The 18,239-nt window shown below is 62.8% G+C and carries 18 protein-coding genes; 10 read left to right on the top strand and 8 right to left on the bottom strand.

Features of this window, described 5'->3' with window-relative positions; translation table 11 throughout:
• Positions 1–40 precede the first annotated feature (40 nt).
• The 3 genes from ACODRZ_RS13020 (at position 41) to ACODRZ_RS13010 (ending at position 2,820) form a co-directional block, all read left to right on the top strand.
• The gene (locus tag ACODRZ_RS13020; protein ID WP_488970666.1) at positions 41–1,015 is read left to right on the top strand and encodes an AraC family transcriptional regulator; all 975 of its coding nucleotides are present in this window, start codon (positions 41–43) and stop codon (positions 1,013–1,015) included.
• 45 nt (positions 1,016–1,060) lie between these two features.
• Positions 1,061–2,143, top strand: coding sequence for an IS5 family transposase (locus ACODRZ_RS13015; protein ID WP_488970667.1), 1,083 nt, complete (start codon positions 1,061–1,063; stop codon positions 2,141–2,143).
• A gap of 383 nt (positions 2,144–2,526) precedes the next feature.
• Entirely contained in the window at positions 2,527–2,820 is a 294-nt protein-coding gene (locus ACODRZ_RS13010) for a putative quinol monooxygenase (RefSeq protein WP_488970668.1), read from the top strand.
• 179 nt (positions 2,821–2,999) lie between these two features.
• Here ACODRZ_RS13010 and ACODRZ_RS13005 read toward each other — a convergent pair whose 3' ends face one another.
• The 3 genes from ACODRZ_RS13005 to ACODRZ_RS12995 all read right to left on the bottom strand — a co-directional run bounded on the left by ACODRZ_RS13005 (position 3,000) and on the right by ACODRZ_RS12995 (position 6,612).
• Entirely contained in the window at positions 3,000–3,374 is a 375-nt protein-coding gene (locus ACODRZ_RS13005; protein ID WP_488970669.1) for a carboxymuconolactone decarboxylase family protein, read from the bottom strand.
• Positions 3,375–3,424: 50 nt separating this feature from the next.
• Entirely contained in the window at positions 3,425–4,258 is an 834-nt protein-coding gene (locus tag ACODRZ_RS13000; protein ID WP_488970670.1) for an alpha/beta fold hydrolase, read from the bottom strand.
• A 146-nt stretch (positions 4,259–4,404) separates the two neighbouring features.
• Complete coding sequence (locus tag ACODRZ_RS12995; RefSeq protein ID WP_488970671.1) at positions 4,405–6,612, bottom strand: TonB-dependent receptor; 2,208 nt, start codon at positions 6,610–6,612, stop codon at positions 4,405–4,407.
• A gap of 221 nt (positions 6,613–6,833) precedes the next feature.
• Between ACODRZ_RS12995 and ACODRZ_RS12990 the strand changes: the two genes are divergently transcribed.
• Positions 6,834–7,625: an SDR family NAD(P)-dependent oxidoreductase gene (locus ACODRZ_RS12990; RefSeq protein ID WP_488970750.1), complete on the top strand. Its 792-nt coding sequence runs from the start codon at positions 6,834–6,836 to the stop codon at positions 7,623–7,625.
• Here ACODRZ_RS12990 and ACODRZ_RS12985 read toward each other — a convergent pair.
• The 4 genes from ACODRZ_RS12985 to ACODRZ_RS12970 form a co-directional block, all read right to left on the bottom strand.
• Entirely contained in the window at positions 7,612–8,607 is a 996-nt protein-coding gene (locus ACODRZ_RS12985) for a LysR family transcriptional regulator (protein ID WP_488970672.1), read from the bottom strand. The genes ACODRZ_RS12990 and ACODRZ_RS12985 overlap by 14 nt on opposite strands.
• Entirely contained in the window at positions 8,604–9,527 is a 924-nt protein-coding gene (locus ACODRZ_RS12980; protein ID WP_488970673.1) for a LysR family transcriptional regulator, read from the bottom strand. Before ACODRZ_RS12980 ends, ACODRZ_RS12985 begins: the two co-directional genes overlap by 4 nt.
• Positions 9,497–10,288: an alpha/beta fold hydrolase gene (locus ACODRZ_RS12975; protein ID WP_488970674.1), complete on the bottom strand. Its 792-nt coding sequence runs from the start codon at positions 10,286–10,288 to the stop codon at positions 9,497–9,499. The genes ACODRZ_RS12980 and ACODRZ_RS12975 overlap by 31 nt, the downstream gene beginning before the upstream one ends.
• Positions 10,289–10,410: 122 nt before the next feature.
• Entirely contained in the window at positions 10,411–10,719 is a 309-nt protein-coding gene (locus tag ACODRZ_RS12970) for an NIPSNAP family protein (protein WP_488970675.1), read from the bottom strand.
• Between the two features lie 242 nt (positions 10,720–10,961).
• Between ACODRZ_RS12970 and ACODRZ_RS12965 the strand changes: the two genes are divergently transcribed.
• The 6 genes from ACODRZ_RS12965 (at position 10,962) to ACODRZ_RS12940 (ending at position 17,548) form a co-directional block, all read left to right on the top strand.
• Entirely contained in the window at positions 10,962–11,738 is a 777-nt protein-coding gene (locus ACODRZ_RS12965) for an alpha/beta fold hydrolase (RefSeq protein WP_488970676.1), read from the top strand.
• A 1-nt stretch (position 11,739) separates the two neighbouring features.
• Positions 11,740–12,888 carry an LLM class flavin-dependent oxidoreductase gene (locus ACODRZ_RS12960; protein WP_488970677.1) on the top strand — a complete coding sequence of 383 codons (1,149 nt, stop codon included), beginning with the start codon at positions 11,740–11,742 and terminating at the stop codon, positions 12,886–12,888.
• A gap of 69 nt (positions 12,889–12,957) precedes the next feature.
• Positions 12,958–14,595, top strand: coding sequence for a long-chain fatty acid--CoA ligase (locus ACODRZ_RS12955; protein ID WP_488970678.1), 1,638 nt, complete (start codon positions 12,958–12,960; stop codon positions 14,593–14,595).
• Between the two features lie 74 nt (positions 14,596–14,669).
• Positions 14,670–15,251 carry a 3,4-dihydroxy-2-butanone-4-phosphate synthase gene (locus ACODRZ_RS12950; RefSeq protein ID WP_488970679.1) on the top strand — a complete coding sequence of 194 codons (582 nt, stop codon included), beginning with the start codon at positions 14,670–14,672 and terminating at the stop codon, positions 15,249–15,251.
• The gene (locus ACODRZ_RS12945; protein ID WP_488970680.1) at positions 15,241–16,674 is read left to right on the top strand and encodes an NAD-dependent succinate-semialdehyde dehydrogenase; all 1,434 of its coding nucleotides are present in this window, start codon (positions 15,241–15,243) and stop codon (positions 16,672–16,674) included. Before ACODRZ_RS12950 ends, ACODRZ_RS12945 begins: the two co-directional genes overlap by 11 nt.
• A gap of 43 nt (positions 16,675–16,717) precedes the next feature.
• Positions 16,718–17,548, top strand: coding sequence for an SDR family NAD(P)-dependent oxidoreductase (locus ACODRZ_RS12940; protein WP_488970681.1), 831 nt, complete (start codon positions 16,718–16,720; stop codon positions 17,546–17,548).
• A 2-nt stretch (positions 17,549–17,550) separates the two neighbouring features.
• Here the strand turns inward: ACODRZ_RS12940 and ACODRZ_RS12935 are convergent, their stop codons facing one another.
• Positions 17,551–18,171 (bottom strand): TetR/AcrR family transcriptional regulator, encoded by a 621-nt coding sequence (locus tag ACODRZ_RS12935; protein WP_488970682.1) that lies wholly within the window; start codon positions 18,169–18,171, stop codon positions 17,551–17,553.
• Positions 18,172–18,239 lie beyond the last annotated feature (68 nt).

The raw sequence follows: 18,239 nt of genomic DNA, 5'->3' as shown, positions 1-18,239 counted from the left end.
GGTCTATAATCAATACGGCATATTGTGTAAGCAATCGTCCATGGCCGATCCTTTTTCCGATTTCCTGTCCGTTCTGCGCTGCGAAACTGTCCTCCCGGTACAGATGGAGACCCAAGGTTGCTGGGGGCTGCGCTACCCGGCGTTCAAGCACATGAAGTTCGGAGGAATCCTGGAGGGCGAGCGCTGGCTCTGGAGAGACGACATGGAGCCGCTGTGCCTCAGGGCAGGCGACTTCTACCTGATGACCGATGGCAAACCCTATGCCATGGGCAGCGCCCCGCACGCACCGCTTGCCGATGCAACTAAAGCGTTTGCCGCATACGATCCAGCCCAGGGTGTTCTGGTCTACGGTGAAGGTGACACCAGTTCAGTCGCGGTCGCCGGGCGCTTCACGTTCGCGGACGATCAGATGGCGACGATGTTACATGTCCTCCCGCCGGTGATACATATACCCGCCGAAAGAAGCGGAACTATGGCGCTCGCGGTTCTGCTGGATCTCATCAAAGCCGAAATCGACGGCTTGCAGCAAGGGGGCCGCATCGCTGCATCCAGCCTTGCCAATCTTGTTCTCATTCATATCGTCCGTGCCTGGCTTGCGATCGGGCAGCACTCTCCCAACTGGCTCACAGCAACGGCCGACGCCCAGATTGGTGCGACACTCGCGCTCATGCATGCGCAAGTCGGGGCAAGGTGGTCGCTCGACCTTCTTGCCCGGCATGCCAGCATGTCGCGCTCGCTGTTCAGCCGAAGGTTCGCAGAGGCGGTCGGTGTCCCGCCAATGACCTACCTCCTGCGTTGGCGCATGACACTTGCCTGTGCTGCCCTGCGTGACGGCGAGCGGAACATCACCGCGCTCGCAGAGCGCCTCGGCTATGGATCTGCGACTGCGTTCCGTATCGCTTTTCGTCGCGAGGTGGGTGAAAGCCCTGGGCATTACCGGATTGGCAAAAGCGTCAATCGCATGGAACCCGCAGCCGATGCCATCTGGACACCTCGAAAAACCGCTGGCGCCTAGCGGCTTGAGGTGATTCACTGCCTTTGCACGACGGTGGAGGCGATGATGGCGGGACAGCCGAGTTTCTTCGATCTTTCGGACCGATACGAGGCGTTGAGCGCGGCAGGCGATCCGCTTGAACGGCTTGCGGCTGTCGTCGACTTTGAGGTTTTCCGCGGCCCGTTGGTAGCAGCACTGCGGCGGAGTGTCCGCGGCAAGGGTGGAAGGCCGCCGTTTGATCCGGTCCTCATGTTCAAGATCCTACTCCTGCAGGCGCTCTACTCGCTGTCTGATGAGGCCACCGAGTTCCAGATTAAGGATCGATTGTCGTTCCAGCGCTTCCTGGGGCTCGGGCTCGACGGCACGGTGCCGGACGCAACGACGGTGTGGTTGTTCCGCGAGAGGCTGGTCAAGGCCAAGGCGATCGACAGGCTGTTCGCTCGCTTCGATGTCGCGCTCACCGAGCGGGGCTATCTCGCCATGGGTGGGCAGATCATCGACGCCACGGTCGTGCCGGCACCCAAGCAGAGGAACACCGAGGCCGAGAAGATGGCGATCAAGGAGGGCCGGGTTCCCGAGGACTGGAAACCGGCCAAGATCAGGCAGAAGGATCGCGATGCGCGCTGGAGCGTCAAGTACACCAAGGCAAAGGTGAAGGAGGGCGCCGATCCCAAGGCGGCGAAGCCAATCGACCTCGCTATCCCGATGTTCGGTTACAAGAATCACATCGGCATCGACCGCGCTCATGGCCTCATCCGCACCTGGGACGCGAGCGCCGCCAATGCCCACGACGGCGCGCGGCTGCGCGAGGTGGTCAGCAAGGACAACACCGGCTCAGGCGTGTGGGCCGACACCGCCTACCGGTCCAAGAAGAACGAGGCCTTCCTCGCCAAGGGCATGTTCACCAGCCACATCCATCAGAAGAAGCCGCCTCGCCGGCCGATGCCCGAGCGCATCGGCAGGGCCAATGCGAAGCGCTCCGCCGTGCGCTCAGCAGTCGAGCACGTGTTCGCCGGCCAGAAACACCGCATGGGGCTTGTCGTCCGCACCATCGGCATCGCCCGCGCCCGCATCAAAATCGGAATGGCGAACCTCGCCTATAATTTCCAACGCCTCGCCTGGCTTGAGGGGCGAACTGCGCCCGCGTGACGCCGAAAACCGGCCTTCAGGCCGCCCAACACCCGAAAATCAGAAGATCAGGAGGATGAAACAGAGGCACACCGGGCCCCCGCGCCTTCACCTTGCCATCATGTCGAAATCAGCCGGTTCTTCGAGGCGTCCATCTTGTGAACGGCGAAAGCGCAGCGACATCTGCGTCAGCCGGCTTCAGACTAGCCAAATACAATGAAGCGGTTGAACCGCTAAAAATAGCACACGCCCGAGCCATCTGACACAAACAAACATTCTTAGCGCCGAATGATCATCATAAAAACAATTACTATCTTGATGAAGGCCATTGCAAAATACGGATATTAATTCTTTAATATCCCTGATAATGTGCATTACACTCCAAAAAATGGCGGTTAACGTTCATGACTTTTGCCAAACATTATGTTCTGATCGCCAATGCAGAGGGTGTTCATGTGTTGGGCGCTGCGCTGTCCGATCTGGCGGAGAAAGTGCGAACAATAAATGAATGTAACGGGGTTCTGGTATTTCAGGACCGTGACACCCCCGCACGCTTCACATTCATCGAACGCTGGTCTTCTGCGGAAGCGTACAAGGAAGGAGCTTCAACGCTGGGCAGGAATGCCTTCCAGGCCGTTATAGAAAACATCGCGGTGCCGCCGGAGGTGCATTCGCTAGATAGCGTTGTTGCGCCTTAAAATCAGTTTCCTTCAAGAACCCGGGGACGACAAGCCTGCGCTTTTGCGGATACAACCGCGCGCCGCCAGCGCCCTTTGGGTTGCAACGGGAGCAATATCAACGAATCTGATTTTCGTCGAACGAACTCCCGTCGCCGTAAAAATACACACATTAAAGCAATTATAACAAATACATGGATTCATCCATCGTCATTCAATGCGCCCCGGGCCGTGCGAAACGCATCGATCGCTGCGGGAACGCCCGCGTAGATCGCAACCTGTAGCAAGATTTCCCGGATTTCCGTCTTCGTCACCCCGTTTCGTAACGCTCCGCGCACATGAGCAGTCAGTTCATGCGGCCGGTTGAGCACGCTCAACATCGCCACGTTGATGATGCTGCGCAGTCGAGGTGATAACTCCTCGCGCCCCCAAACCTCGCCCCAGCAGTACTTCGTGACGAGTTCCTGCAGGGGCATGTTGAAATCATCTGCCGACTTCAACGCGGCATCGACATAAGCATCGCCGAGAACCGCACGGCGGATACCGAGGCCCTTTTCCATCATATCTTCGCTCATGTCATTTCCCTTCGTAAGCGACGGCCCTGGCAGGCGCGGGCCGGACAAATTCAGCGTGCCAGGAACTCGGCCACCAGCGCGTTGAATTCATCCGGCCGCTCCCACTGCGCCCAGTGCCCACACTGCGAGAGCAGGTGCATATCGGCGTTCGGCATGGTCTTGAGCAATGTGAACGAGGAATCCCAAGGCACCACGCGATCGTCCTTGCCCCAGATAAGCAGCGTGGGATGGGTCAGCTGCTCCAGCGGCTCACGCCACAGGCTGTCCTGCGGACCGAACAGGTGCAACGGTGGATTGGCAAGCACCGACGGCGCGGTGGCCGACGCCATGCGTTCCTCGAGCAGTTCGTCGGTCAGACCAGATGTGTCGTGGATCAGGACTTCGAGCAGGGCCTTCATCTTGGCGACTGATGGCCCGTCCCCACGATAGAAGCCGAGCAGACGGAAGCCGCCCTCGGTCGGAGTGACGGTGACAGCGGGCTGGGTGCCGGCCGGCCCCATCAGGATCAGCTTATCCACCCGTTCCGGGTTGTCGAGCGCGAAGCGCAGCGACGTGGCGCCGCCCAGCGAATTGCCGACCAGGCTGGCCTTGGCGATACCCAGGGCATCGAGCAGGTCACGCAGCGCACCCGCCACGCACGCGAACAGTCCATCAGGCGCAGGGCGCGCATCGGACTGGCCGAAGCCCGGCATGTCGAAAACGATCACGCGATTGCCTGCCTGCGCCAGCGGGGCGATATTCTTGCGGTAATTGCTGTATCCGAACGCACCCGGCCCGCCGCCATGGATAAGGACGACAGGGTCGCCCTGACCTTCCTCAAAGTAGAAGACACGGCCGTTCGGGCTTTCCACGAACTGTCCGCTCGGCGCTTCATTTACTGGCATGGGGCAACCTTTCGATACTGACTTGAGGAGGGGTATTCGGATCACGTGACGATAGCGATGCGATGACGCGATCGCAGGGATGGCTTCGGGGCGGAGCCGGCGGATGCGAAACGCGCTGCACCGCCCCGAAGCCTGTGCCGGACGACCTACATGCGGAAGAGGAACTGGAGCGAAACCGTTCGCGGTAGCCCGGGAGTTCCGTCGATCAGCCCGGCAACGAGCGGTGCGGCAACCGCATAGTTCAGGTTCTTGCGGTTGAGGATGTTGCGGGCAACGAGCGCGATTTCCCAGCGCTTGTCGTCCCGGCCGATGGCAAGACGGCCGTTCAGTTTGCCGTACGGGTCTCCGGTCGGCGTGATCGCGGTCGTCGTTGTGCCGTAGCCGATCGAATCCGATTCCGGTGCGAACAACACGCGCGAACGGAATTCCAGATTGAGGTTCCCCGCGAAATGCAGGTCGTCGGAGACCGGCTTTTCGTAGTACATGTCGATGTTGCCGCTCCAGTCCGGCGCGTTGAGCGCATGAGTGCCGTCGGAACGGTTGCGGGTGTGTGCATACGTCACCGAAGCGCCCAATCGCAGTCCATCGGCGACCTGATAGCCCGCTTCCACTTCGGCGCCGCGCGAACGCACGTCCTGGATGAACAGCACCCACTTGCCACCGCGGAAGATCGCTTGCTGGAGATGGTTGAGGTCGGTGTTGAACGCGGTGATGTTCAGATAGCTGCGGCCGAAGCTGAGCTTTGCACCGCCTTCATACGTATAGGCGATTTCGTTGCCGTAGTCGGCCAGCGCTGGGCTGGTCGGCGAATTGAGATAAGCCCCGCCCTTCGTACCCTTGGACACCGACAGATAGAACATCATGTCGTTGGTCGGCTTGAACTGGATGCCGGCGGAACCATCGAACGTGGTCGACGATTTGCTCAGGGACGTCAGCGGATAGGGCGGGAAAACCACGGTGACGAGCGGTCCGGGCGCAGTCGTCTGGCGCAGGAACGTCGCCGAACGCTTTTCGTCCGTCACGCGCACGCCGGTAGTAAGCGTGAGCGACGGCGTGATCTGGTAGTTCGCCTGGCCAAACGCGGACAGTGCGCGGGTGCCAAGATCGAAGGTTTCGTGAAGTGCGCCCGGCAGAACTGCGGTTGACACCGCATCACGCAAGTAGCTCCAGTCCTCATGCATAAAGAAGCCGCCGAGGACGAAGTTGAACGGCTTTTCTGCTGGCGAGGTAATACGCAGTTCCTGGCTGTACTGCTTGGAACCCTGCGTGATCGGATCAGCCTTGGTATCCGCGCCCGGAAAAGCGTCCGCATCCCAGCGGCGGGCCTGGAAATACTGCGAATAGGCCGAAACCGACGTCAACACATAACCGTTGAGATCGTAGTTCAGCGTGGCGATCGCGCGCTGGCCGTTGATCCGGTCCTGTGTATCCCCGAAAGCGGGATCGCCAAGGCCGGTGCGATAGTCCAGCTTCGTCTCGAACTGGGTGTAACCCACCGCCACCGCCCGCTTGGCTCCGTTTCCATAAGCGTCGTTGACCTGCTCGAACGGCACGCCCAACCCGTTGTAGCGATAGGCTTGGTAGAGCAGCGTGGCATCGAAGTCCGGTGTCGGCTTCCATACCGCGACGACGCGGCCCGCAAGGCTGTTCGAACGGAGCACGTCGTTGCCGGTGACCACGTTTCTGATCCAGCCGCCCTGAAGGTTCGACTGGCCGGAGAAGCGAACCTTCAGCGTGTCACTGACCGGCACGTCGACACCCGCCTCGAACAGACGCGAACCCAGTGCGAAGTCATAGCTGGCAAGCATATTGAAACTGAAGTCGTCGCCCGGCTTGCGGGTAACCATGCTGATCGCGCCGAGGCTGGTGTTCTTCGCCAGCAGCGCGGCTTGCGTGCCCTTGATGATTTCCACCCGTTCCAGATCGAACATCGCCTGGTTGAATTCGACGCCGCGCCCTGCATAAGTGCCGTCGATGAACATGCCGACCGACTGTTCGAACACTTCGGCAGTACCATTGTTGGTGCCCAGGCCGCGCAGCTTGGGCGCGACGATGTTGTTACCGGTACGCTGGATGGTGATGCCGCTGCCGATCGCAGTAAGCGACGCGATATCGGTGATGCCCTTGGACTGAAGCATCGCGCCGCTTGCCACGGTCACGGTGATCGGCACGTCCTGCACCGATTCAGAGCGCTTGCGCGCAGTAACGACAATCTCGTTGATGCTACTCTCCGAAACCGGCTGCGCCTGATGCGGAGCGCTGGAGCGCCCCTGCTCCTGCCCCAGCGCGATGCCGGGCATCATCAACGCCGCGACCGCCACCGAACGTAGCAACCAGACATGACTGGTAACCATGGAACCCTCCTCCCCTTATTGATCTTTGCGGCAGGGCCTGCACGGTTCCGGTGACGATGACCGGGCGGCTCATGCGGTCGTGCCTGCAACCTTGCCCTAGGAAGAAATTGCGGGCGGCGGCACTCAACGACCGCTGATAGCCTCCATAAGCGAAATAAGCGTCCCTGCTTTCACAGGTGGGTCTTACGCTCCCGTTCACAGTCGAGGCGAGAGAAGTGACAATGAAGGCAGCCGATATATTCAACGTACGCGGGCGCAGGGCTTTCGTGACGGGGGCAGCCAGCGGCCTCGGGTTGGCGATGGCAACGGCGCTAGCCGAAAACGGCGCGCGTGTCGTGATGACCGATATCGATGCCGACCGGCTGGAAGACGCCCGCCGTAGCCTGGCCCGGGCCGGCGGGTCAGTAGAGACGGCGCGTCTCGACATCACGGACACCGATGCCATAGGCCAGGCTATTGATGCGGCGGCGAGCGCCATGGGCGGGCTGGATATCGTGCTTGCGAATGCGGGAATCTCCGGGGGGCCGGGGCCACTTACCGCTTCAGGATGCCTGGCCGGGCTGTCCATGGAACACTGGAACGCGATCCTCCATGCCAACGTTACCAGCGTTTTCGCGACGATCCGCGCCGCCGCACCGCATCTTGCCGCAAGCGGTCGGGGGCGGATCGTCGTCACCGCATCCACCGCCGGCATCCGGGCCGAGCCGCAGGTCGGCTACGTCTATACCGCGGGCAAGGCGGCAGTGGCTAATCTGGTGCGGCAGGCGGCGATGGAACTGGGGCGCCAAGGCACCGTCATCAACGCCATCGCGCCAGGGCCGTTCCGCACCAACATTGGCGGCGGGCGGATGCACGATCCGGCCTTCACCGAGCCGTTCGTCGCCCGCACCATGCTGGGTCGGCTGGCCGAGCCGCACGAGCTTGCCGGGCTGACCCTGCTGCTGACGTCGGACGCGGCGTCGTACATCACCGGGACCGTGATCCCGATCGACGGGGGTACTACGGCCTGGTGACGCTGGCGGAAGCGAATTCCGCCGCCTGCATTGCCCGCCACCTTTGCGCCCGCTCGGTGATCGCCTGCTTCAGCGCATCCACGAAACGCAGCGTGGCCGGGCTCGGCGGGCGGTCGGTGTGGTGGGCGATGCGCCATTCCCCATCCACCAGCGGATATGCGATCGGACGGGCGTCGTAGATGCCCGCAGCGATCTCCTCCAGGATCGTGATGGCCGGCACGATGCCGCACCAGTTCGCCCCGCGAAGGAATGCCAGCGTGGCGAGCAGCCCCTCTATCTCCACCACCCGCGCGGCGCAGATGGTGCCGTGCACCAGAGCATCGTTGATCTGCGCCGCGATCTGGCCTTTGGCGCGCGAGGCGATGCGGGGGCGCACCAGCCGCAGGTCCGTCATCTCGGTAAGCGACAGCGGGGCGAACCGCGCGCCCGGCAACGGCTGGCCCGAATAGAGCACCAGATCCATATCGAAGCCTGCCAGTTCACTTATCCACCAGTGCGCGGCCCCGGCGCCACCGATGATGAGGTCAACCCGGCCTTCTTCCAGCCAGCTTTCCAGCTGTGCGCCGCCCTCCATTCCCACCAGTTCGACGCCGGGATGAGCGGCCATGAAATGGGGCAGGATTTGCGGCAGCAGCGCCTTGCCCAGTTCAGGCGTGATGCCGAAACGGACCGTGCCGAAGATCGCGGTTTCGCGGCGGAGCGCGCGCACTCCTTCGACGGCGCCCTGTATTCCTTCCAGCGTGCGCTTGCAGGCATCAAACAGGTCACGGCCCGCAGGGGTGGTCTCAAGACCGGCAGGCGTGCGTAACAGCAATGGTATGCCCAGATCCCGTTCCAGGTCGCGGATCTTGCCACTGATGACAGGTTGCACGATGTTGACGCGCGCAGCCGCCGCCGCGAACGTACCTTCTTCCACCGCTGCCACGTAGTAGCGCATCATGCGGATGGTCAGCAGATGGCCGTCGCGTCCGCCCGCCTTCATGTCGCGGTCACCCGCAAGCGGCCCGGCTTTAGGCCCGACAGCGTGCGCAGCAGCATGTCCCGGAACAGCGAGGATGCGCGCGATAGCGGCACCTTGCTGTTGCTGACGCAATAAACCTCATAGCTGAGCGCGGGATACGCGATCGGATAGATATGAAACGCCGGGTCGTCCATTTCATCGATGATCCCGCTGACCGGCACGATCGCCGCCCATTCCGAGGCCCGCACGACACCCATGGTCGAGGCGAAGCCGTTGAGCGTCAGCAACCGCTCCACCCGGATCGCACCGCGCCGGATGTGATTGTGGACGAGCGCACCCAGAACATGTTCCTCCGACGTGGCGCACAGGTGCAAGCCGTCTATGGCGTCCAGCCGACACGGGGTCATCGCCGCGCCCGCGATGGGGTGGCCTGCCACCAGCATCAGGTCTTCCTCTATCGCGAATTCAATGCGCAGGCTGAGGCTGTCGGCGTCCCAGGCCCCGATCGCGAGGTCCAGGTCACCACGTTCGACCCCTTGCGTCAGGGTGCCACTGAACCCTTCGGAGACTTCGACCTCGACGCCGGGATACAGCTCCACGAATTCACGCAGGATCGCGGGCAAAACCGACTTGTTGAGCGCCGGCGGCATCCCGCAGCGTATCCGCCCGGTCAATCCGCCGCCGCGCTGGTCCATCAGGCGCGCTGGAACGCCGGACAGGCCCCGCATAACTGGCAACAGGTCATCGTAGAAACGCCGCCCGAATATCGTCGGCTGCACTCCGGTCCGCGACCGTTCGAACAGCGACACCCCAAGTTCCTGCTCAAGCTGCCCGATCTGGGCACTGAGCGCGGGCTGGGTAACGCCGAACTGCCGCGCGGCACGGGTGACGCTGCGCTGTTCGAGGACGGTCATGAAATAGAGGAGGGGAAGAATTTCCATCGCTTTGCCACCTCCCCTCCACGGTTCTTCGAACGGACCCTATTCCTTTCCCGCGCCGGGGGCCACTCCTGCTGGCCCAGCACAAAGGCCCGAATCTGCGCAGCGGTGACTCGGGGCTCTTCCAGGCTGACGAGGTGCCCGGTGCCGGGCATCTCGACATAGCGCGCCTGCGGCATCACGTCGGCCAGATCACGCATTGCGCCCGGCAGCACGCCATCCTCGCTCCCCGCAATCAGCAGGGCGGGCATGGCCACCGAACCGGCCCGGTCAAGGTAGGACAGCCCCTGGATCGCCCGCGCCCCGCCGACGAAGCCTTCGACGGCGGTGGCACGGATCATCGCACGGGTCAGTTCGCGGGCGGCGTCGTCCAACCGCGTCGGGGGGAACCAGCGATCGACCGTGGCGTCGGCCAGCGCCGCCATGCCGTCGTCACGGGCCATTGCGATGCGCGGCTCCCAGCTGTCGCGGAACGGCTGCGGCGCATCGGCCCGCATACTGAGCAGCGTCAGGCTCTGCACCCGCGACGGCGCGCGCAGGGCGGTGCCCAGCGCCGTCATCCCGCCGATCGACAGGCCGATGAGATGGCTGCGCGCGACACTCAGCGCATCCCAGATTGCAACGATATCGTCCGCCAGCCGATCAATCGCATAAGGCGCGGCCGGGGCGGAAGAACCACCGTGGCCACGCATGTCGTAACGCACGATAAAGAAATCGTCGGCCAGTTCCGCCGTTACCGCATCCCACAGGCGGATGTCGGTCATCAACGAATTGCTGAAGGTAAGCACCGGCGCGCCGCGACGCCCGGCCACGGTGACCTCAAGGGCAGCCCCGTCGTCCGTCCGGACCCTGACCCCGGTGCTTCCCGACCTCAGCCCCGCTGGCGTCATTCGGACACCGGCTCAAGGATCGTAACCGTCTGCTTTTCCAGGAGCGGGCCGTCCGTCTCCGACGCGGTCTTGACCACCTGCCATTCAGGATCGCCCTGAAACGCCGCCCAAGCCGAAGCGCGTGCGGCTTCGTCGGTGAACCGGGTCATGTAGTGCAGTTTGTCGGAAGTGCCGACGGGGCGAAAGATGCCCGTAACTTCGACGCCATGGCGACCGAAGAAGCGCAGCGTATGCTGGAGAAAGCGGTCCTGCACTGCATCGAGCTTGCCGGGAACGGCGTGGTACTGGCGATATTCCTGAATCATTCTGGATCTTCCCGCTGAAGGTTTCGCCGCCGTACATAATTGCCGTGGCCCCGCCCGCGCATCGCATGTTCGCTTATGATGGCCATAAGGGCGGACGGAGATCGATGCGCCCCGCCCCCGCCCTTCCTGCCGCACGTGCATCGCGGGCCGATATCTTATCGCGCCCATAACGAAAGACCGCGTTGTTCCGATGACGGGAGTCCTCGATCCAGAACCCGAACCTCGGGACATGGAAGCAGGTCATGCAGCCAAGATCAGAAATCATCACCATCAAAGACGTGAAAATCCGTGTGCAGCGGGCAGGAAGTGGAGCACCCCTGCTGTTTCTTCATGGCGCAGGCGGCGTGCCTGCCTGGTTGCCGGTGCTGGACAAGCTGTCCGACCAGTTCGACCTGATCGTTCCCGATCATCCGGGCTATGGCCAGTCTGACACCCCGCCCTGGTTGCGCGGCATGAACGACATGGCACTCTACTATCTCGATTTCATCGAACAGCTCGGTTTCGAGAGGATCGACGTGGTGGCCACCTCGATCGGCGGCTGGATCGCGGCGGAAGCCGCCGTCCGGGACCGCAGCCGGATCGGAGCGATGACGCTGATCGCTCCGGCGGGCGTGCGTGTGAAGGGCATCTCCGCCGCCGACAACTTCATATGGGACACGCAGGAGCACGCATACGGCCTCTATTCCAGCAAGGCGATCGCAGAGGCGGTGCTAGCGGCGCCGGTGGCGCCGGAAATGGCTGACATCCAGCTGAAGAACCGCTTCGCTACGGCACGGCTGGGCTGGGAACCGCGCCTGTTCAACCCCGATCTCGAACGCTGGTTGCCGCGCCTGCGCCTGCCCGTCCAGGTGCTGTGGGGCGAGGACGACCAGTTGCTTCCGGCCGCTTATGCGAAAGCGTGGGAAGCCCAGCTTCCCGACGCAACCGTCCAGACCATCCCCGCTGCCGGGCACCTGCCGCACGTAGAGCAGGCCGACGCGGTCTATTCCGCCATCATGTCGTTCCACGGGAGAGCCTGACGTGCAGTTCTATGCCTTCCACCTGATGCCTTACCGGCACCTCGATCTCGAAAACCGCGCCGGGCACCGTTCGTCCTGGGTAGTGCTGCCCAACGAGAACTATGACCCCAAGCTGGGCTCCGCGCTCTATCGCGAATATATCGAACAGCTGCTCTATGCCGCCGACCTCGGGTTCGACGGGGTCTGCGTGAACGAACATCACCAGACCGCTTATGGCATCATGCCCGCGCCCAACGTGATCGCCCCGATCCTGGCCGAGCGGACGCGCGGGACCGATGTGCGCATCGGCGTGATCGGCCGCGCCCTGCCGCTGGTCAACAATCCGCTCCAGATCGCCGAGGAATACGCGATGCTGGACAACCTTTCGGATGGTCGCCTGATCGCCGGGTTCGTGCGCGGGATCGGCGCGGAGTATCACTCCACCGGCGTCAACCCGATCTACTCGCACGAGCGTTTTCACGAAGCCCACGACCTCATCATCCAGGCGTGGACCCAGCCCGGCCCCACGTCCTACGAAGGCGATCACTACAACTTCCGCTATGTGAACACCTGGCCGCGCCCGGTGCAGCAGCGTCACCCGCCGATCTGGATCCCCTCGCAGGGGTCGTCCGAGACGATCGAGTGGGCCTCCGCCGCCGAGCGTCGCTATCCGTTCATCATGACGTTCAGCCCGGCGGAATCGGTGGTGCGCTATCACAACATCTACCGCCAGCAGGCCGAACGCCACGGCTACGAAGCAAGCGGCGGCCAGCTCGGATGGTGCGCGCCGATCTATGTCGCAGAAACGGACGAACAGGCCGAACGCGAAGCCCGCGTGCATATCGAGCGGCTGTTCAACGAATTCCTCTACATGCCACCCGAAATGCTGTTCCCGCCGGGCTACACGTCGATGGCGTCGATGAAGGCGGTCATGGCGATGCGGCAGGGCATGGCGGTGGAACGCCAGACGTTCGAAAGCCTGATGGAAAAAGGCACGTTCGTTTGCGGCAGTCCCTCCACTGTGGTCGACCAGATCGCTTCGATTCAGCACCGCACGGGCTTCCAGCAGCTGTGCTGCATGATGCAATTCGCCACTCTGCCCGACGAACTGGCGCGCAAGAACATCCAGATGGTCGCCGAAGAAGTGCTGCCAAAACTCCGGTCGCTGTGACCGGCCGGGGGGAGGGGCAACCACCCGCCGTCCCTTCCCCCGTTCAACCGATGCTACAAGAGGAATCCCATGCGCGGATTGATGCAGGATCGCCAGTTGCTCGTCAGCGGACTGCTTGAACACGCCGAGCGCCACCACCCCTTGCGCGAAATCGTAACGCGACGGCCTGATGGCTCGATCCACCGTTACGGCTTTCGGGAGGCTGGAACACGCGCGCGGCGGCTGGCATCCGCGCTGATCGCCCATGGCATCGCACCGGGGGATCGTGTCGGCACGCTGGCGATGAACAGCTACAGGCACCTCGAACTCTACTACGGCATTTCGGGCGTGGAAGCTGTTCTGCACACCATCAACCCGCGCCTGTTCGAAGAGCAGATCGTCTACATCGTCAACCATGCCGCCGACCGTCTTCTGTTCCTAGATGCGGCGTTTGCACAGACGGTGGCAGGCCTGGCGGATCGTCTGCCCGATATCGAAGCTTACGTGCTTCTGGGCGAGGCCGACGAAGTGGCACTGGCCCGCGCCTTCCTGCCCGATGCGATCGACTACGAGGAGTTCATCGCTGCCGGCGATCCGGCGCATGTCTGGCGCGAGTTCGACGAACGCGCCGCCGCGGCGCTGTGCTATACTTCGGGCACCACGAACAACCCCAAGGGCGTCCTGTATTCGCACCGCTCCACCGTGCTGCATGCGCTGGGTGCCTGCCGGACCGACAGCTTCGGCGTCGGCTGCTTTGACGCCTTGCTGGCGCTGCCGCCAATGTTCCACGCGAACGCATGGGGCTTTCCCTATATCGCCGCACTGGTTGGCGCGAAGCTGATCCTGCCCGGACCGCGTCTCGACGGCGCCAGCGTGCAACAGCTGATCGAAGCCGAAGGCGCGACCTTCACCGTCGGCGTGCCCACCGTCGTCACGATGCTGCTGGACCACTTGCGCGCCAGCGGTACCCGGATCGACAGCCTGACCCGCATGGCGATCGGCGGCTCCGCCGTGCCGCGAGCGCTGATGGAGGCGATGGAGCAGGAGTACGGATGCACGATCCAGCAGCTCTGGGGCATGACCGAGACAAGCCCGCTCGGCACCATTGCCGTGCCTACCCCAGAAATCGACGCGCTCGATCCTATCCGGCGCCGCGAAGTGCTGGCGCAGCAGGGTCGCCTGCGCTGGGGGCTGGACCTGAAGGCGGTCGGCCCCGATGGCGCCGAACTGCCGCGCGACGGAGAAAGCGCTGGCGACCTGATGGTGCGCGGCTTCTGGGTCGCCAGCGGCTACTTCGGCGGCCACGGGGACCGAACCGATGCCCAGGGCTGGTTCCCCACCGGGGACATCGGAACGATCGACGCCGCCGGCTTCCTGCGCATCACCGACCGTGCAAAAGATCTCATTAAGTCCGGCGGCGAATGGATCGGATCGGTCGAAATCGAGAACATCGCCTGCAACTGCCCCGGCGTGTCGCAGGCGGCGGTAATCGGCGTTCATCACCCCAAGTGGGAGGAGCGCCCACTGCTGCTGATCGTGCCCGGCCCCGATGCGGCGCTGACGGCGGAGGCGGTGCTGGATCATATCCGCCCGCACCTTGCCCGATGGTGGCTCCCCGATGCAGTGGTGTTCGTCCCTTCTCTGCCACAGACAGCCACGGGCAAGATCCTCAAATCCGCCCTGCGCGACACCTATTACCAGCACCTGGTCGAAAATCAGCTCGCCTGACGCGAAAGGCTCCAGCCATGCCTGTTCTCTCTCACATCACCGCGTTTCCCGCCCTGTCCGCGAAATGCGCCACCGTGGACCGCGCCCTCGCCGCGCTGGCGAGCGGAGAGATCGTCATCCTGCACGACGATACTGCCGACGTGCCCTGCGCCTACATGATGGCGCTGGCCCACGCGACCACCGACCGCACTGTCAACATCATGGCGACGCAGGCGCGCGGCATTCTTTCGCTGGTGCTGTCGCCCGGGCAGGCGCAACGGCTGGGCCTGTCGCCTCAGGCGCGCCGCCATGCCCGCCGGGACACCCCCTGTTACCTGACCTCGATAGAAGCCGCCGTTGGCGTTACAACCGGCATTTCCACGTCTGACCGTGCACATACCATCCGGACGGCCGTCGCTCAGGCAGCCGATCACACCGACATCGTCAGTCCAGGTCACATCTTTCCCATGATCGCCCAACCGTCGCAGCCAGACTGCATCGCCGGATTAGTGACGCAAATCGCCGCAGCGGCAAGTGGACAGCCCGCTGCGGTACTCTGCCTGATTCTGAACGCACAAGGCGACCTTCTGCAAGCCGACGATGCGGAGGCCTCCGTTGCCACTGCAGGCTTTCGCATATTGCCCCTCTCGCGATGGCGACAACGGCATGGACATTAACCTGTGGCGTGAAGCCTGCCTTATCGATGGCGTCTGGGAGGACAGCGTCCACAGGATAGCTGTTCGCAACCCCGCGACGGGGAAAACCATCGGCCATGTTCCGAACTTCGGAGGCGAAGAGACCTTCCGCGCGGTGACCGCTGCTGCGCGAGCGTTGCCGGGCTGGAGAGACCGACCGGCGCGTGATCGGGCAAACGTGCTGCTGCGTCTTCATGCGCTGATGCTGGAGCACTGCGATGCGCTGGCAGACATACTGACGCGGGAGCAGGGCAAGCCACTTGCAGAAGCGCGGGACGAAATCATGTATGCCGCCGCCTTCGTCGAATGGTTCGCTCAGGAAGCACGGCGCATCCATGGTGAGATACTGGCCCCCAACGCGCCGGACCGACGGCTTATGGTCCTGCGCCAACCAGTCGGTGTGGTTGCCGCGATAACGCCCTGGAATTTCCCGGCTGCGATGCTGACGCGGAAGATCGGGCCTGCACTCGCTGCCGGATGCACCATCGTCGTCAAACCATCCGAAGAAACGCCATTCAGCGCCTTGGCTTTGGGGGCTCTGGCCGAGGCTGCGGGGGTACCCGCCGGCGTGCTCAACATCCTGACCGGCGATGCCCGGGCCATCGGCACGGTAATGACGGACAGCCCGAAGGTCCGCAAGATCAGCTTTACCGGATCCACGTCGACCGGGGCATTGCTGTACCGTCAGTCGGCCACGACAATCAAGAAACTCAGTCTCGAACTCGGTGGCAACGCCGCCATGATCGTCTTCGACGATGCGGACCTGGATGAAGCCGTTGCAGGCACCATCAGCGCCAAGTTTCGCAATGCGGGACAAACCTGTGTCAGCATCAACCGCATTCTGGTGCAGCGCGGCATCCATGCCGAATACGTGCGCCGTCTGGCGGCCGCTATGGCCAGGCTTCGGGTGGGCGAGGGCCTGCACCCCGAAACGACCATTGGCCCACTCATCAACGAACGCGCGGTACGCAAGGTCGAAACGCATATCGCCGATGCGTTGGAAAAGGGAGCAGCCCTTGCCATCGGCGGACACCGTCATCCCTTGGGCGGCCTCTTTCATGAACCCACCTTGCTGGATGCCGTTACCCCCGCCATGCTGGTCGCGCAGGAAGAGACCTTCGGACCGGTGGCTGCCGTGCAAATCTTCGATGAAGAGGCCGAAGCCATAGCGCGCGCCAACGACACGGACACCGGCCTGGCGGCATACTTCTACACGCGCGATCCCCGGCGCATCTGGCGCATGAGCGAAGCGTTGGAAGTTGGCATGATCGGCGTCAATACCGGCATGATTTCGACCGAAGTGGCGCCGTTCGGCGGCATCAAGACGTCCGGCCTGGGCCGAGAAGGTTCCCGTCATGGGATCGATGACTACTTGGAATTCAAGTATGTCTGCCAAGCGGTCTGATGCGCCCGATCGGTCAGCAAATCTTGGATAGGGAGAAGTATTGATGCGCAGGCGCTGGCTGATAACCGGATGTGACAGCGGCTTTGGCCGCATGCTTGCCGAGGAAGTCGTTGATCGCGGGGACTGTGCAGTTGTTACAGTGCTCGAAGATGGGGCCGCCGACGACCTGGTGGCTGCCTATCCCGATCAGGTGCTCCCGGTGCTCATGGATTTGCGCAGCGCAGAACAGATCAATGCAGCCGTCAAAACCATGATCGGTTGGTGCGGCGGTATTGACGTGCTGGTCAACAACGCGGGGTACGCCCTGATCGGATCGGTGGAAGAAACGCCAATGGCAGACGTCCGTGCCCTCTTTGAAGTGGATTTCTTCGGAGCGCTTGCGATGATCCAGGCAGTGCTGCCAGTTATGCGCCAAAGCGGCGGCGGTCACGTTATCAACATATCCTCGACCGCCGGGGTCCGCCCGGTGCCCGGAATGGCATTCTACGGCGGGGCAAAGGCCGCGCTAAGCCATCTGTCCGAAACCGTGGCACAGGAAGGCGCGCCTTTCGGCATCCGAGCCACGGCGATAGAACCGGGCGCGCACCGGACGCGGGCAATCGGCCTGCTTCGCCTGCCGACCGCAGCCAGTCCGGTTTATGCAGCCACGGTAGGCATGACACTATCGTATTTTGAAAATCTGGCGGGCAAGGAGCCAGGCGACCCGCGCCTTGCCGCGAAGGCGATTTTAACGATCGTCGACAACCCCGCTCCACCGGCTCGCCTGCCGCTGGGCGTGGACGGCTTCGAAGCTGCGCAAGGCCGGCTCGCGGCTCGACACGAAGAACTGCTGGCCTGCGAAAGCCTGTCTCGCTCCACTTGGGCGGGGACCTGAAATCAGAGCCGTTCCTGCGCGTCTTGTCGGAATAGTCTGAGGAAATACCGCGTAAACTTCTGGGCGTCCTGATCAATTTGCGAGGCCGATTCTGCCGGTGAAGTCGTCACGACACCCCAGAGTTTCCGGCTTTGATCGCTGTTGCACAAACCGATCAGCAGACGCGCCATCGACAAGCTCCCCTCGTCAACCAGGGTGCCCGCAGCGATGTGCTTGTCCAGAAAATTCGCAAGAAGCCTTTCGACATGGCGAGCGGCCCGGTCATAAAACACCTTCCCCAATCCGGGAAAGTGGCCACTCTCCGCCATCACCAGGCGCCACACGGCCAGAACGTCCGGTAAGGCCAGCCGGTTCATGAACGCGCGACAGAATGCCTGCAAGGTAGCCTCAAGATCTTCGGACGTGACAAGCGAGCCTTCCAGCTGTTCGCGCACTTCCAGCGTCACATCCTCAATCACGCTTGCGAAAAGCTCTTCCTTGGATTTGAAGTAATCCCACAGTGTCGATTTCGATCCGCCGAGCGTTTTAAGCAAGCCTGACATCGAGGTCGCGGCATAGCCATCGTCAAGAAACGAGCGCCGTGCTGCTGTCAGAATGGCTTGCCTGCGAAGAAGTTTTCGCATCTCCCGCTTGCTCTCCGACGTCGAGATTCTCGCCACCCGGTCATGCTTGCCGCATGCCCCCGAAGTCC

It is taken from the genome of Novosphingobium sp. FG90, assembly GCF_057808725.1.
The sequence above is the reverse complement of the archived record's forward strand: the minus strand, read 5'-3'. Positions and strand labels throughout refer to the sequence as shown.